Below are 15,610 nucleotides of genomic sequence, written 5' to 3' on the forward strand. Positions count from 1 at the left end.
ATTTTTAGATGTTGACAAACAATTTTGTTAATATTATTTAGAATAAATTAAAAATAGCTATGTCTTTACATAGCTATTTTTTACTTTTGTCAACGTTTTCAAAAGAAAAGCAATTAATTATGAAAAAAATATTCTTTTTTAGTTTTCTTTTTGTGTTATTGAGCTGTGGTGGCTCTGACTCAAATGGAGGAGGAGAGACAGGAGAAGGGAATCCTGATAGTTTTAACAGAAAGGAAATGTTAGCCTTTTGGGCAGATCAAATAATTATTCCTGCGTATACTGATTTTAATAGTAAAACAAATGAGTTAAATAACTCAGTACAAGATTTTACGAAAACTCCAACTCAAAGTAACTTAACAAATACAAGAAGTGCATGGCAAGCTGCTTATGTTTCTTGGCAAAAAGTAGCTTTATTTCAAGTAGGTAAAGCGCAGCAGTTAAATATGGTTGGTAATATAAATACGATTCCAACTGATGTAGATAAGATTAAATCTTATGCTGAATCTGAATCGTACAATTTAGAATCTCCTAACTTAACAGCAGTACAAGGTTTACCTGCCTTAGATTATTTACTAAATGGATTAGGTACTGATCAAGAAACTATTGATTTTTATACTACAGCTACAGATGCAGCAAAGTTTAAAAATTATTTAAAAGACATTACTGAAAGGTTAAATAAGTTAACTAAAATGGTTTATGATGACTGGAAAGGTGCTTATAGAAATGAGTTTGTAAATAATGACGGGTATACAATTACTAGTAGTGTAGATAAGTTAGTAAACTTCTATGTAGTAGATTTTTATGAAAAACAATTTAGAGACCCTAAAATAGGTATACCAGCAGGTACCAAAACAGGGATAGCTGTACCAGAAAAAGTAGAAGCTTTCTATAAAAAAGATATTTCTAAGTTATTATATACAACTAGTTTAACTGCTATTAAAAATTTCTTCCAAGGAGTTTCATATTCTGGTAGTAAAGGAACTAGTTTACAACAATATTTAGAGTTTTTAAAACGTAAAGATTTAGCTGATGTTATAAACACTAAGTTCAATGCGTTAGAACAAATGTCAGATAAACTAAAAGATAATTTTCATGGCCAAATTCAAACAGAAAAAGTGGTGTTTTTAAATACTTATGATGCAATACAAGCAATATTAAAAAGCTTTAAGCCAGATATGATGAGTGCTATGAGTGTGATGAACACTTCTACGGATACTGATAATGACTAAAATTAGTATTCAAAAATACTTACAAAAAAATACGGATTCAGCTCCATTAGCTGTATTCCGTATTTTTTTTGGTTTATTAATGTTTATAAGTTTATTGCGGTTTTGGAGCAAAGGTTGGATTGAAGATTTATACATTAAACCAAAATTTTTCTTTTCTTTTTATGGTTTTGAATGGGTTAAACCTATAGGAGAATATACATACTTGCTATTTATAATATGTATAATAGCTTCTATTTGTATAACCATAGGGTATAAGTATCGCTTAGCTATTATTTCATTTTTTTTGTGTTTTACCTATATAGAATTAATGGATAAAACACACTATCTAAATCATTACTACTTTGTATGTATCATTAGTTTTCTTTTAACACTGTTGCCAGCCAATGCGTATTTTTCTTTAGATGCCAAATTAGATAAAAAAAAAGCTTTTCAAGAAATACCACGATGGACTATTGATAGTATTAAATTAATGCTATGTATTGTTTATTTTTATGCAGGTTTAGCTAAATTAAATTCAGATTGGTTATTGAGAGCTTCACCGCTTAATATATGGTTACCAATAAGAAATACAATTCCAATAATAGGAGAATTCATGCCTAAAACATGGTTTCACTTTGCCATGAGTTGGTCAGGAGCTATATATGACTTGACTATCCCTTTTCTTTTGATTTTTAAGCGAACACGAAAAATTGGATTCATTTTAGTAGTAGTATTTCACATATTTACAAGAATATTATTTTCTATAGGAATGTTCCCTTATATAATGATTGTAGCAACAATTATCTTTTTTGATAAGAAAGTACATCATAAAATTTTAGAGGTAATTTCTTCGTTATTTAAAATATCAAAAGAATGTTTTGATACTAATAAGGCATATATAAGTTCCAGAACTCAAAAAATAACTATTATTGCACTCGCAATATTTTTTACGATTCAATTACTTTTTCCTTTTCGATATTTACTATATCCAGGAGAACTTTTTTGGACTGAAGAAGGTTATCGTTTTTCTTGGAGAGTAATGTTAATTGAAAAAGCCGGATATGCCGAATTTAAAGTGATTGATAAAGAAACAAAGCAACATATATATATAGATAATCAAGATTATTTGACCAAAATACAAGAGAAGCAAATGAGTTTTCAACCTGATTTTATATTAGAATATGCTCACTATTTGGGGGATACTTTTAAAAAAAAGGGAATGAAATCGCCACAAGTTTTTGTAGATAGTCATGTAACATTAAATGGAAGGTTAAGTACTCGTTTTATAGAGCCTACCATAGATTTATATCAACAAAAAGATAGTTTTAAACATAAAAATTGGATTATACCTTTTAATCATGAAATTAAAATTAAAGGATTATAGTATTATTTTCATTTTACTTTTCACTATAGCTAGTTCGAGCTATAGTCAATACAAAATTTTTGGTAAAATAACTGATAATGAAGGAAAAGCTATTAGTAATGTAGAAGTTTACGTTGACGGAAATGGAAAAACAACTATTTCAGATAAATTAGGAGAATACGAAATAACTAATCTTTCAAAAGGGAAACATGAATTACTTTTCTTTTCATTTAATTATGAAATTTCAGAGAAAGTAATTGATCTAAGTAAAGCAAATACAAAGTTAAATATAACTTTAGAGAGGTTAGATGAACAGTTGTCTGAGGTTTTAATAAACCAACGTAAAAGAAAAATATTTAGCATGAAAAGTTTAAAACCAGTTGAAGGAACAGCTATTTATGCAGGTAAAAAGACAGAAGTAGTCCTTATAGGAGAAACAGTAGGAAATAGAGCAGCAAATAATGCACGCCAAATATATAGTCAAGTAGTTGGTTTGAATATTTATGAAAATGATGATGCGGGGTTACAATTAAATATTGGAGGAAGAGGATTAGATCCAAATAGGACATCAAATTTTAATACAAGGCAAAACGGTTATGATATTAGCGCAGATGTATTAGGGTATCCAGAAAGTTATTATACACCTCCTGCAGATGCTCTTGAAGAAATTCAGGTAATTAGAGGAGCTGCATCATTACAATATGGAACTCAGTTTGGAGGTTTATTAAATTTTAAGTTTAATAAACCTAATAAAGATAAGGAGTTCGAGTTAATTACAAGGCAATCTATTGGTTCTTATGGATTATTTAATTCATTCAATAGTGTAAGTGGTACTGTTGATAAAACGGGGTATTATGGGTACGCAAATTATAAAAGAGGAGACGGATTTAGACCCAATTCAAACTTTGAATCAATTAATATCTACGCGCATGCTGAACATCATTTTACAAACAAAACCTCTTTAACAGTAGAGGCTACTTATTTAAATTATTTAGCAAAACAAGCGGGAGGTTTAACAGATACTATGTTTAAAGAAGATCCTTTACAAAGTAATAGAGATAGAAACTGGTTTAGAGTAAACTGGAATTTATGGGCTTTAAAATTTAAACATAGTTTTACAGAAGATTCTAAAATGAGTATTAATCTGTTTGGATTAGATGCTTCAAGAAAAGCATTAGGCTATAGAACAGTGCCAATTACGAGTCCGGATGTTTTTGAAAATGGGCAATATGTATATAATAGAGATCTAATTTCTGGAACTTATAAAAATTGGGGAGCTGAAGCACGATTTTTATCAAAATATGATATTGGAAATCAGTCAAATCCATTTTTAATAGGATTCAAATATTATCAAGCTAATAATTCAGAACAACAAGGAGCTGGAGCAGATGGAGTAGAAGCAGACTTTACATTTAAAGATAATGAGTATCCAACTTATGATAATAAATCAAATTTTAAGTTCCCTAATTTGAATTTAGCTTTATTTGGAGAGCAGATATTTAATATTACAGATCATTTTTCTATAACACCAGGGTTTAGATTTGAATATATTAAAACTGAAGGTAGTGGTACCTACAGAACTATTTTAAGAGATGGAGCAGGAAATCCATTACCAGGTGGAATTTTCAATTATGAAGATAATAGACAAAAAGAAAGAAAATTTGTTTTATTAGGAGTAGGAATGAGTTATAAACCAATAAAAGAAGTTGAACTGTATGCTAATGCTTCTCAAAACTATCGTTCAGTTACTTTTAATGATATTCGTACTGTAAGTCCAACATTTGTAGTAGATGAAAATATTGATGATGAAAAAGGAGGAACAGCAGATATTGGAATTAGAGGAAAATTAAAAGATTATATAATTTATGATGTAAGTGGTTTTGCTTTATTCTACAACCAACGAATTGGAGTTTTTTGGGTAACAGAAGGTCCTAATAAAGGAGACCGATTAAGAACCAATACAGGAGATGCTTTTATTTACGGGTTGGAAAGTTTTGTAGATGTAAATTTGGCTAATGTTTTTAATGTACCTTCTAAAAACTACATTCTAAATTCTTTTATTAATTTGGCTGTAACAGAATCTGAGTATACTAAATCTAAAGAAAAGTCAGCGTTAGGAAATCAAGTAGAGTTTATTCCTCAAATTAACTTAAAAACAGGGCTTAAATTTGGATATAAAAACTTTTTAGGAAGCCTTCAGTATACTTATTTATCAAAACAATATACAGATGCTACACATGCAGAAGTTGATGCTTCACATCCAAGTTATGGTACTATAGGACCAATTCCAGCTTATTCAATTATGGACGCTTCTTTTTCATATTCTTATAAAAAATGGAAATTTGAAACAGGTGTAAATAATTTATTAAATGAAAGTTATTTTACTAGAAGAGCAACAGGATACCCAGGTCCAGGAATCATACCTTCATCACCTAGAAGTTATTATTTTACATTGCAGTTTAAAATTTAGAAGAGTTTTAAATAAAAGCTATTTTAAATACAGTTTTTAGCTTACTGATTTTATAAGTATCTTTATACCAAACAAAATCGGTATGTTAAAACCTATCAATTTAAAAGATGAATTAGTAAAAATTAGAGGTAGAGAGTTTACCAATACTAATGTTTTAAATTGGGTAGAAGAAGTTTTTAATGATTTAGATAATCAGTATCAAAATATAAAAAATAGATTAGAGAAAAATTCACAAGTAATCAATAATGAGCTTCTAAAACAAAAATTAGAAGTTGACTCCATTTTTCATATTAATCAAATACAAAAAATCTGTATTGATTATCGTTTACGATTTTTAGATACTCATTTATTTAAAGGCGAATTTCCTATTGAAGCAATTACAAAAATAAGACAGCTGGAAAAAGACCATCAAATAACATTAAAAGGATTTAAAATAATTGCTCCTTCTAAATTATTTAAATTAAAAAAAGCAGATGATCCATTATTATTTGTACCTATAAGAAATGACTATTATTACTTAATACATCAATGGGGAAAAGACTTACATCCATTGAGAAAGTTAAAATACTGGTCAGTTAAAAATATTGAAAATTTAGCATTAACACTATTTATAATTAGTAGCATATTAACGTTAATTACCTATCCTATTTTTTTTAGAGATAAAGCAACCTTTGTTTATATTCTATTACTTTTTATGTTTTACTTAAAAGGAGCAATAGGTTGGGCATTGTTTTACGGAATTTCATCAGGTAAAAACTTTAGTAAGTACGCCTGGAATAGTAAATACGATAAAATTTCATAACTCTATCTTTTCTCTAAAACTATAATTCCTTAACATAAGCTTAAACTATGTTATAAAAATAATTATAGTATATTTGCACGTAATTAATTTTTAACAACACACAGCTCTCTTAAAAGAGCAAAATTGATTACATATATGAACGCCCACCAATCAAAATTTGTAGGAGAAGGATTAACATATGATGATGTACTGTTAGTTCCAGCCTATTCAGAAGTACTGCCAAGAGAAGTAAGTATTCAAACAAAATTTACTAGAAATATTACGATAAATGTGCCAATAGTATCAGCTGCAATGGATACTGTAACTGAATCTGCAATGGCTATTGCTATTGCTAGAGAAGGAGGTATTGGGGTTTTACATAAAAATATGACTATTGAGCAACAAGCTCAAGAAGTTAGAAAGGTTAAAAGAGCCGAAAGTGGTATGATAATAGATCCAATTACGTTACCACTTACTGCAATTGTATATGATGCAAAAGCAGCCATGAAAGAGCATAAAATTGGAGGAATTCCTGTGGTTGATGAGAATGATACGTTAGTAGGAATTGTAACCAATAGAGATTTACGTTTTGAAAAAGATAATCAACGTCCTATTATAGAAGTAATGACTTCTGAAAAACTAATCACTGTAGCTGAAGGAACTTCATTGAAAGATGCTGAAGTTATCTTACAAAAGAATAAAATTGAAAAATTACCTGTTGTTACTGAAGATTACAAATTAGTAGGTTTAATAACCTTTAGAGATATTACTAAACTTACATTAAAACCTACGGCAAATAAAGATCAATACGGTAGGCTAAGAGTCGCTGCTGCTTTAGGTGTTACTGCCGATGCTGTAGATAGAGCAGAGGCGTTAGTAAATGCAGGTGTAGATGCTGTTATTATAGATACTGCACATGGACATACTCAAGGAGTAGTTACAGTTTTAAAAGAAGTAAAAAATAAATTTCCAGAATTAGAAGTAGTTGTAGGAAATATTGCCACGCCAGAAGCAGCTAAATTTTTAGTTGAAGCTGGTGCAGATGCTATAAAAGTTGGTATCGGTCCTGGTTCAATTTGTACAACAAGAGTGGTAGCTGGAGTAGGATTTCCACAGTTTTCAGCAGTATTAGAAGTAGCTGCAGCAGTTAAAGGAACAGGTGTACCTGTAATAGCAGATGGAGGAATTCGTTATACAGGGGATATTCCAAAAGCTATTGCTGCTGGTGCCGATTGTGTAATGTTAGGGTCTTTACTAGCTGGTACAAAGGAATCACCTGGTGAAACTATTATATATGAAGGTAGGAAGTTTAAGTCATACCGAGGAATGGGATCAGTAGAAGCTATGAAAAAAGGTTCTAAAGATAGATACTTTCAAGATGTAGAAGATGATATTAAAAAACTAGTTCCTGAAGGAATTGTAGGTAGAGTACCTTATAAAGGCGAGTTATATGAAAGTATTCATCAATTTGTAGGAGGATTACGTGCTGGAATGGGATATTGTGGAGCAAAAGATATAGATACTTTAAAAAATACAGGAAAGTTTGTTAGAATTACATCTTCAGGTATTAATGAAAGCCATCCACATGATGTAGCCATTACAAAAGAGGCTCCAAACTATAGTAGGAGGTAATTTATATTTATAAAGTTTTAAATATTAAAAAACAGACTAAGGGTTAACCCTTAGTCTGTTTTTATGTAAATGTATAAAAAAATAAAAAGTTACATTTTGGCGTTGTAGTAATTATACCTATAAGCCCTTAGTTTTTTTTCAGGGGTATTGGGTATCTAAAAATATACGTTTTTTAACATAATATATTCCTAAACTATTATACATTTGTAACAGATTTAGGAGACGTCCTAAATTCTTTTCTTTTTCATAGCAATTTTCCCGCTCAATTTTTTGAGTGGGTTTTTTTTATATCTAAAGTTTACAAAAGCAACATATATTTTAGTTAATTAGAAGGGTTTTCCGCTGAAGCTATTAATAAATTTCCAAATAAATTATAGTTAAATATTTTAAACTAAGGGATAACCCTTAGTCTTTAATGTGTTTATTGTTTGATTATTAGTTTTTTAAAAAACCATATATTCTTTTGAGTACGCAAAAACCCTAAGTATTGATTAAGGGGTTTTAGGTATATAAAAACATGTTTTTTTAACATAAAATACTTCTAAACTATTATATATTTGTAACAGATTTAGGAGACGTCCTAGATTCTTTTCTTTTTCATAGCAATTTTCCCGCTCAATTTTTTGAGTGGGTTTTTTTATGCTTAAAAATTGTTTATAAGCTAAACAATCTAATTGCATTACAATTATTACATTTACCAACAGAATAACAACACATGAAGAAAATAATAATAATAAACGGTCCTAACTTGAACCTTTTAGGAAAAAGAGAACCTACTATATATGGAAATAACTCTTTTGAAGAATATTATAAAGATTTACAAAAGAAATACAGTAATTGTAACTTAGAATATTTCCAATCAAATATAGAAGGAGAATTAGTAAATAAGTTACACGAAGTTGGGTTTGATTTTGATGGGATTGTATTAAATGCGGCTGCATATACACATACATCCGTAGCTATTGCAGATGCTGTTAAAGCGATAACTACTCCAGTAGTTGAAGTTCACATATCTAATGTATATGCAAGAGAACAATTCAGGCATAAAAGCTATTTAGCTCCAAATACGAAAGGAATAATTACTGGTTTTGGTTTATTAAGTTACGAATTAGCTATTCAAAGTTTTTTATAGACTTCAAAGTATAGAAATATCGAATAGCTAAAAGAACAAAAAAACTAGCAAAAGGAATAGGAAATAATTGAAATTTAGTAATCCAAACAATAGGAATACAACATAGTAAAATTAATAATCCTGAAACATATTTAGAAATCCACTTTGGTGGATTTTTTTTACGGATAAAAAAGGCCACAATAAAGTTTGGGGCAAAAGCCCATAAAAAGTTAAAATTATTCGGAGCTGTAGAATGATTGGTAAAAAACCATAGAAAAACTATTAGAATACCAAAAAGCCCAGTAATTAAAAACAAACTAAAATCAAACCAGGTTGAACGTGTATTATTTTTGTAATCTTTATAAGTAATAAAAGTACCTAAAAAGAGTAGGAGTAGAAATATAAGAAACGGATTCACAGTATCTCCATGCAACTCTTTTTCTTTAAAATCTAAAAGCGTATTTGTTTGTAATACTAAATTCTCTTCTTTACCATCTTTTATAACCTTAGCAACTTCTAAAGCATTAAAAACATAATCGGGTAAGTATAAATATTCATAAGCACTAGCAATATTATCTAATTTACTACCTAGAGCAATATTAATTCCTAAACTTCCCCATGTGTTAGTATGTATTTCTTTATTCATTAATTGTCTAAAGGAAGCATCTTCTTTTACAAAATCATCATTATAAATAATAGCTTTTCCTAACGCTTCTTTTATAACATCTCTTGGTTTGGTAGAACAGTTGTTAAAAAAAGGATCATAAAAATAGCTTGCTTTTTCTGGTTGAGCATTTTCTTCTAAATACTTAAAAACAGCATTTTTTTGCGATCTAGTTAAGTTTAAAACCTGCTCTTTAACCCAACGTTCATCTTGTCCATATAATTTTAAAGACCTCGGAAATGAATATCTAGCCAATTTATATCTCATAAATCCTTTGGTAAAATTCACATAAAAATTAGCTTCATCTAAATCAAAAATACCATAGTTATATACCAAATCAAATTGAAACATAGGATCTTTAATTCGGATAGCGGTATGCCCAAATTTTTCATACAAAGCATCTCCTGGACCGTATGTGATTATACTTACCTGAGAAAATTTAGAAAGCTGAATTTGTTGTGCTATTGAAAAACCAAAAAAAGAAAAAAAGAAAAGTAAGGTAAGGTATTTTTTTATAATCATTTTCTAAAAAAACTATAATCAAAGGTAATAGAAAAAATATTAGAATATAAAGCATTTCCTACACTACCAATATTCGTTAAAGCATAATCAATTTGAACACCTCTATATTTGAATCCAACACCAAAATTAGGTTGAATAGCAGTTGAAGAGCTTCCGTCAAGTTCTAAAGTTTTTTGGATATTTCCTACTCCTAAACGTAAAAAAGCCATTTTTTCATAATCTAATTGTAATCCTAAAGAAGGTTCAATACTCACAAAATTGGTAGCAATAATATCATTAGTTTTAGCAAAACGCATGGTTAAATCAACTTCAGCTAACAAAGTAAAGTCTCTATTAAAAGAAAAACGTTTAGCCGCTCCTACTTGCAATTTAGGCTTGGTAATTTCAGTAGTTTCAGGTAATTCTTGATTCTTTCCAGGAATAGCATTTTTAACTTTTTCAAACTCGGTTTCGTTAATAGCCCAAGTATTAAAAGTAGTGGTAATATCACGTACCATTAAACCAAATTCCCAACCATTTCTTTTAAACTGAACTCCAGCATCAAAGCCAAATCCCCAAGAAGTAGCAAAATCACCAATAATTCTACGAACAATTTTAGCATTTACTCCAAATTGAAAACCATCCAATATCATTTTTCTAGCATAAGCTACATTAAATGCATAATCAGCAGCAGAAAAGAGGCTAATTCTATTATAATCAATATTTCCTTGACTGTCTATTAACTCAGTAGTGTTTAAAATATCATCTACTCCAAAACGGATAATAGCCAATCCTAAAGCACTTTTTTGGTCAACAGGCATTGCAAAAGAAGCAAAATTATAACTAGCAATACCTGCAAAATAAGAAGCATGCATTAACGATCCTTGATAATCTTCAACGGCAACTAATCCAGCAGGGTTCCAATAAACAGAATTAACATTATTACTTGTTGCTACAACTGATTTACTCATTCCTAAAGCAGCAGCATCTACACCAATATTTAAGAATTCATTAGAATAATTTCTAAACTGAGCTTGGGCAGAAGTAACAAAAAAAACTGCAAAAAATAAAAAACGTGTTTTCAATAGTCTAATTTCTATGATGTACAAATATCTAAAAATACTAACAACATAACTATGTTTTTTAATAGATATTGCTTTTTTAACAATGCCAATAACATTCTAAGCCATTAACTCAAATCAACTTTATCATTAATAAAATGAATAATTTGCTGTTCTAACCAATTGTTATTTTCAACTGAAAAAGAAGACAAAAAGCCAACGTGTCCACCATAATGTGGTGTTAATAAATGAAAATTAGTAGAATTCCTAGCTTCATCATATGGATAACATTCTTCAGAAAGAAAACTATCATCTAAAGAATTTATCAATAAAGCAGGATGTTTTATTTTAGGTAAATAAGGTTTAGAGCTAGCCTTTAGCCAATAATCTTCAGAACTTTTAAACCCAAAAACAGGTACCGTATATTGTTTTTCTATATGTCTAAACTTAGTAGCCTTAAAAAGTAACTTTTTATCTAGTTTAAAATGCGGATGCTTCTCTGCTTTCTCCAGCAATTTTAATTTCATAGAACGTAAAAACTCTGTTAGGTACAATTTATTCTTAATTTTTTGTAATTCAGCTTGAGAAGAAGTCAAATCTACAGGTACAGAAACAGCCACAGCTCCTTTAACTTTAGCAGGTATTGTATTATACTCTCCTAAATATTTTAAAGTTAAGTTTCCTCCTAAACTAAAACCAATAAGTAAAATATTGTTGTAAGAATATTTATTACATAAATATTGTACAATAAAATCTACATCATCAGTTTTACCGCTATGATACGTTTCTAATAGTAAATTATCTTCACCACTGCAACCTCGCAAATTCATACAAACGGTATCAAATCCATTTTTATTTAGCTCATTAGAAGTAGTAATCATATAATTAGAATTTGCACTTCCTTCTAAACCGTGAATTAAAAGCACTATTGATTTTGATCCAACCATAGAAAAATCCAAATCAATAAAATCATTATCCCATGTAGTTACTCGCTTTCGTTGATAATTAATAGTATCATTTTTAAATAAAGGTCTGTATATGGTACTGAAGTGTGGGTTTCTAAAAGGTAGGTTAGGTATGAAATCAGTAGTTAATATTGGCATAAATTAAACGTTTGGCAGCTGTTTTTTAATTATTGAACAACCAAAAGTCAATACTTCTAACTTTTTATAATGTGGAAACTTAGTATTGGAAATAATTGGTTAATTCTTTGATTCTCTACATAACAAAATGCAGGTATACACAAATATGATAAAAAATAAACAAAAAGTAAAGTAAGAATGAATGCTTTTTGAAGAAAGATTTACTTTTACAATAAATAAGAATTTGAATCTTTAAAAATGTTAAAAGCGACAGTATCAGACAAAAATCAAATAGTTACAATTTTATGCGATGCTTTTGAAGAAATAACGATTCCTAATTCCATAAATTTTGTAGTAAAACAGGATCAATACAGAAAAAAACGCTTAAAAGTGTTAATGGAGTATTTGGTAGATACTACTTTTCTGTTTGGAGATATCTATTTATCAGCTTCTAAAAATACCTGTTTATTAATTCAATATCCACATTTAAAAAAGACTACTTTAAAAACAATACTTTTTGATATACGATTAGCTTTTAAATGTATAGGAATATTTAGAATATTTAAAGTTTTAAAAAGAGAAATAGTACTTAATAAATGCCATATAAAAGAACCACATATTCATCCTATTATAATGGCTACAAAATATAATAATAAAGGAAAGGGTAGTGGTTATCGGTTAATTAAACAAGTATTAGAAAAATATCAAAGTAATAAACTACCCATAATCATTGAAACTACTACACTAGAAAATATTAAGTTATACGAACACTTTGGATTTTCAATTTTCAAAAAAACAAATCAATTTGATTATCCTTTGTACTTTTTAAAGAAATAATAATACAATATAAATTTGATGTTTTGAGGATGATATAAGTCTTCTATTCATTAATTTCATTTTTTAAGTATTCATATTTAAATAAAAGTTGTATATTGCAACTAATTATGATGAGTAAAAAAAATAATGTCTATAACTCAACTCCAAGGTTGATAAGTGTTGCTGAGAGAGTTTTTTCAAGCAAATTGCAAAAAAAATTAATAGAAAATAATATTGATATTACAGTTGAACAATGGCGAATTTTATTTTATTTATGGCAAAAAGATGGTATAAACCAGCAAGAACTTGCTCGTAGAGCTAAAAAAGAAAAAAGTACAATTACTCGCAAAATTAATGCTATAGAAAAAAAAGGGTTAATTGTTCGGAAAAGTTTACTTGAAGATAAAAGAAATAAACTAATCTTTTTAACCGAAAAGGGGATCAAAATAAAACATCAGGCTCTTGAAATAGCACATTCTATTACTATGAAAGCAGAACAAAACATACCTAGTGAACATATAAAAATTCTTAAAGATACAATAAACAAAATAATGAAAAATCTTGAATAAATTTCATCCTATAAGGTTCTTTCTTATTTAGTATAATTTTTTAAAATATAGAGCTTTATATATATAGTTGTATTAAGCAACCAATTTTTAATTTAAAACTAATTGAAAATGAATAGTAAAATGAAAAGATCGAAACGAAGAACATTTATAAAAACAATGGGGTTAACAACTATTGGTTTAACATTATCATCTAACCTTACAAGCTGTCAGAATAACAAGTCTAAAAAAAGTTATTTAACTATTGATGATATGGAGGTAAATGATTCTCTAGGAAACATTATTAAATTAACAGACTATTCAAAAAAAACTGTACAACTAGTAAAAGAAGCTAGTTGTATTGATATGTTAAGTAGTTATAAAGATTTTTTTCATAAAAGAAATAATATTCCTCTAAGTAATCATTGGAGTTCTATCCCAAATTCATTTACTAGAGAAGATCACAGTTTTGTAATGAATTGTGGTGTTAACGTTTTTGGTTGGGGGAGTATGAAGCCCACTTATGAGAGTATGTTACAATTTATAGCAGATCAAAATAGTATTATAGCTTCTAATCCAGATTATTTTTTGAGAATTGATACAAAAAAGAGACTCGAAAGTGTAAATAAATCAGGAAAGATAGGAATGCTAATCACCAATCAAAACTCTAATCATTTCCGTACACTAGACGATATTAAGATGTTTTATGGATTAGGTCAAAGAGTTTCTCAACTTACTTATAATGATAAAAACAGGTTAGGTTGTGGAGCTTTTGTTGAAAAAGATACAGGTATTACTAATTATGGGAAACAAGTTGTTCAACGAATGAACGAAGTAGGAATGGCTGTAGATGTATCTCATTGTGGAGATAAAACCACTTTAGATGCAATAGGATCTAGTTCCAAGCCTGTACTGATTACCCATGGTGCATGTAGAGCATTAGCTAAAGGTGTAACTCGAGCTAAAACTAATGAAGCCATCAAAGCATTAGCTAAATCTGGTGGAGTTATAGGTATTCCTATTTTACGTTTTATGATTAGTAATAATGAACCAGTGACTATTGATCATTTTTTTAATCATATAGACCATATAATACAAATGGTAGGTGTTGAACATGTAGGTATTGGAAGCGATCAGGGTTTATATACAGAGGATTATGGAGAGAAAAGTTGGAGAAAGCTACGTTTAGAAAACGCTCCATCAAAATACCAAACACATACAAATAAAGACTTCCTTTTAACTATTGAAAAGCTTAATCATCCTTATAGAATATATGACATAGCAGAAGGACTTATAAAAAAGGGATATACGGATGAACATGTAAAAATGGTGTTAGGAAATAACTTTAAACGTGTATTAATAGAAATTTTTAAGCATTAGATTAAATCAAGAATTAAATGAAAAAATATATTTTCCTCCTTTTTATAATTTTTGCTTCCTCTTGTATAAGGAAAAATTCTTCTTCTAAACCAGAAAAAAATAGCACTAAAAATCTAGGAGATAACTCTATATCCATAGTCATACTAGGAACTATTCAAGATGCAGGTTCTCCTCAAATTGGCTGTAAAAAAAAATGCTGTGATACACTTTTTAAGTCACCTAAGAATGATAGAATGGTAAGTTCAATAGGTGTAATAGATAATATAAATAATAAATCTTACCTATTTGATGCAAGTCCAGATATAGCTAAACAAATAGATTTATTATTACAGTATAAAAATATAAATATCAACAAAATGGTAGACGGTATTTTTTTAACTCATGCTCATATTGGACATTACACAGGCTTGATGTTTTTGGGTAAAGAAGCGATGAATGCTAATAAGGTTCCAGTTTTCACAATGCCAAGAATGAAGGAATATATTAAAAGTAATGGGCCATGGAATCAGTTGGTTAGGCTAAATAATATAACTCTCAAAGAATTAACGAATAATAATATAGTTAAACTATCAAATGAGGTTGAAGTAATTCCATTTTTAGTTCCTCATAGAGATGAATATTCTGAAACTGTTGGTTACAAAATTATAGGGCCTAATAAGAGTGCATTATTTATACCAGATATAGATAAATGGGAAAAATGGGAAAAGGATATTGTAGATGAAATCAAAAATGTAGATTATGCTTTTTTAGATGCTACATTTTATAGTGGTAAAGAGATTAATAATAGAGACATTTCTCAAATTCCTCACCCTTTTGTTATTGAAAGTCTTAAAAAATTTGAAAAAATTAGTAAAGAAGATAAAAGCAAAATAGTTTTTATTCATTTCAACCATACAAATCCTTTAATTAATGATAATAGTGATGAAACTAAAAAACTTATCAATTTAGGATTTAGAGTAGCTAATATTAATGATGTTTTTGAATTATAACAGAGTA

The 15,610-nt window shown here is 28.7% G+C and carries 13 protein-coding genes; 10 read left to right on the plus strand and 3 right to left on the minus strand.

Annotation, left to right across the window (positions count from 1 at the left end; translation table 11 throughout):
* Positions 1-119 precede the first annotated feature (119 nt).
* From ABNT65_RS04240 to aroQ, 6 genes are all read left to right on the plus strand, one after another.
* Positions 120-1,229, plus strand: coding sequence for an imelysin family protein (locus tag ABNT65_RS04240; protein WP_348747252.1), 1,110 nt, complete (start codon positions 120-122; stop codon positions 1,227-1,229).
* Positions 1,222-2,592, plus strand: coding sequence for an HTTM domain-containing protein (locus ABNT65_RS04245; protein WP_348747253.1), 1,371 nt, complete (start codon positions 1,222-1,224; stop codon positions 2,590-2,592). The genes ABNT65_RS04240 and ABNT65_RS04245 overlap by 8 nt, the downstream gene beginning before the upstream one ends.
* A complete protein-coding gene (locus tag ABNT65_RS04250; protein ID WP_348747254.1) occupies positions 2,567-5,041 on the plus strand; it encodes a TonB-dependent receptor domain-containing protein in 2,475 nt (824 codons plus the stop codon). The genes ABNT65_RS04245 and ABNT65_RS04250 overlap by 26 nt, the downstream gene beginning before the upstream one ends.
* A gap of 82 nt (positions 5,042-5,123) precedes the next feature.
* Positions 5,124-5,843: a hypothetical protein gene (locus ABNT65_RS04255; protein WP_348706780.1), complete on the plus strand. Its 720-nt coding sequence runs from the start codon at positions 5,124-5,126 to the stop codon at positions 5,841-5,843.
* Between the two features lie 135 nt (positions 5,844-5,978).
* Positions 5,979-7,454, plus strand: coding sequence for an IMP dehydrogenase (guaB, locus tag ABNT65_RS04260; RefSeq protein WP_348747255.1), 1,476 nt, complete (start codon positions 5,979-5,981; stop codon positions 7,452-7,454).
* 715 nt (positions 7,455-8,169) lie between these two features.
* Positions 8,170-8,586 (plus strand): type II 3-dehydroquinate dehydratase, encoded by a 417-nt coding sequence (gene aroQ / locus ABNT65_RS04265; RefSeq protein WP_348739890.1) that lies wholly within the window; start codon positions 8,170-8,172, stop codon positions 8,584-8,586.
* Here the strand turns inward: aroQ and ABNT65_RS04270 are convergent.
* The 3 genes from ABNT65_RS04270 to ABNT65_RS04280 form a co-directional block, all read right to left on the minus strand.
* On the minus strand, positions 8,567-9,751 hold the full coding sequence (locus ABNT65_RS04270) for a DUF4105 domain-containing protein (RefSeq protein WP_348747256.1): 1,185 nt from the start codon (positions 9,749-9,751) through the stop codon (positions 8,567-8,569). The two genes, aroQ and ABNT65_RS04270, sit on opposite strands and share 20 nt — an antisense overlap.
* Positions 9,748-10,815, minus strand: coding sequence for a PorV/PorQ family protein (locus ABNT65_RS04275; protein ID WP_348747257.1), 1,068 nt, complete (start codon positions 10,813-10,815; stop codon positions 9,748-9,750). The genes ABNT65_RS04270 and ABNT65_RS04275 overlap by 4 nt, the downstream gene beginning before the upstream one ends.
* Positions 10,816-10,919: 104 nt before the next feature.
* Positions 10,920-11,894, minus strand: coding sequence for a YheT family hydrolase (locus tag ABNT65_RS04280; protein WP_348747258.1), 975 nt, complete (start codon positions 11,892-11,894; stop codon positions 10,920-10,922).
* A gap of 237 nt (positions 11,895-12,131) precedes the next feature.
* On the opposite strand from ABNT65_RS04280, the gene ABNT65_RS04285 reads away from it, so the two are divergent.
* The 4 genes from ABNT65_RS04285 (at position 12,132) to ABNT65_RS04300 (ending at position 15,603) form a co-directional block, all read left to right on the plus strand.
* Positions 12,132-12,710 carry a GNAT family N-acetyltransferase gene (locus tag ABNT65_RS04285; RefSeq protein WP_348747259.1) on the plus strand — a complete coding sequence of 193 codons (579 nt, stop codon included), beginning with the start codon at positions 12,132-12,134 and terminating at the stop codon, positions 12,708-12,710.
* 107 nt (positions 12,711-12,817) lie between these two features.
* The gene (locus ABNT65_RS04290) at positions 12,818-13,258 is read left to right on the plus strand and encodes a MarR family transcriptional regulator (RefSeq protein ID WP_348747260.1); all 441 of its coding nucleotides are present in this window, start codon (positions 12,818-12,820) and stop codon (positions 13,256-13,258) included.
* Between the two features lie 120 nt (positions 13,259-13,378).
* Positions 13,379-14,614 carry a dipeptidase gene (locus ABNT65_RS04295; RefSeq protein ID WP_348747261.1) on the plus strand — a complete coding sequence of 412 codons (1,236 nt, stop codon included), beginning with the start codon at positions 13,379-13,381 and terminating at the stop codon, positions 14,612-14,614.
* A 17-nt stretch (positions 14,615-14,631) separates the two neighbouring features.
* Positions 14,632-15,603: an MBL fold metallo-hydrolase gene (locus ABNT65_RS04300; protein WP_348747262.1), complete on the plus strand. Its 972-nt coding sequence runs from the start codon at positions 14,632-14,634 to the stop codon at positions 15,601-15,603.
* Positions 15,604-15,610 lie beyond the last annotated feature (7 nt).

This window comes from Tenacibaculum sp. 190524A02b (assembly GCF_964036645.1).
Classification (GTDB): domain Bacteria; phylum Bacteroidota; class Bacteroidia; order Flavobacteriales; family Flavobacteriaceae; genus Polaribacter; species Polaribacter vairaonense.

Excerpts from the sequence above, each read along its gene's own strand:
- ABNT65_RS04240 (WP_348747252.1), top strand. The coding sequence starts at position 120 with ATGAAAAAAATATTCTTTTTTAGTTTTCTTTTTGTGTTATTGAGCTGT.
- ABNT65_RS04245 (WP_348747253.1), top strand. The coding sequence starts at position 1,222 with ATGACTAAAATTAGTATTCAAAAATACTTACAAAAAAATACGGATTCA.
- ABNT65_RS04250 (WP_348747254.1), top strand. The coding sequence starts at position 2,567 with ATGAAATTAAAATTAAAGGATTATAGTATTATTTTCATTTTACTTTTC.
- ABNT65_RS04255 (WP_348706780.1), top strand. The coding sequence starts at position 5,124 with ATGTTAAAACCTATCAATTTAAAAGATGAATTAGTAAAAATTAGAGGT.
- guaB (WP_348747255.1), top strand. The coding sequence starts at position 5,979 with ATGAACGCCCACCAATCAAAATTTGTAGGAGAAGGATTAACATATGAT.
- aroQ (WP_348739890.1), top strand. The coding sequence starts at position 8,170 with ATGAAGAAAATAATAATAATAAACGGTCCTAACTTGAACCTTTTAGGA.
- ABNT65_RS04270 (WP_348747256.1), bottom strand. The coding sequence starts at position 9,751 with ATGATTATAAAAAAATACCTTACCTTACTTTTCTTTTTTTCTTTTTTT.
- ABNT65_RS04280 (WP_348747258.1), bottom strand. The coding sequence starts at position 11,894 with ATGCCAATATTAACTACTGATTTCATACCTAACCTACCTTTTAGAAAC.
- ABNT65_RS04285 (WP_348747259.1), top strand. The coding sequence starts at position 12,132 with ATGTTAAAAGCGACAGTATCAGACAAAAATCAAATAGTTACAATTTTA.
- ABNT65_RS04290 (WP_348747260.1), top strand. The coding sequence starts at position 12,818 with ATGATGAGTAAAAAAAATAATGTCTATAACTCAACTCCAAGGTTGATA.
- ABNT65_RS04295 (WP_348747261.1), top strand. The coding sequence starts at position 13,379 with ATGAAAAGATCGAAACGAAGAACATTTATAAAAACAATGGGGTTAACA.
- ABNT65_RS04300 (WP_348747262.1), top strand. The coding sequence starts at position 14,632 with ATGAAAAAATATATTTTCCTCCTTTTTATAATTTTTGCTTCCTCTTGT.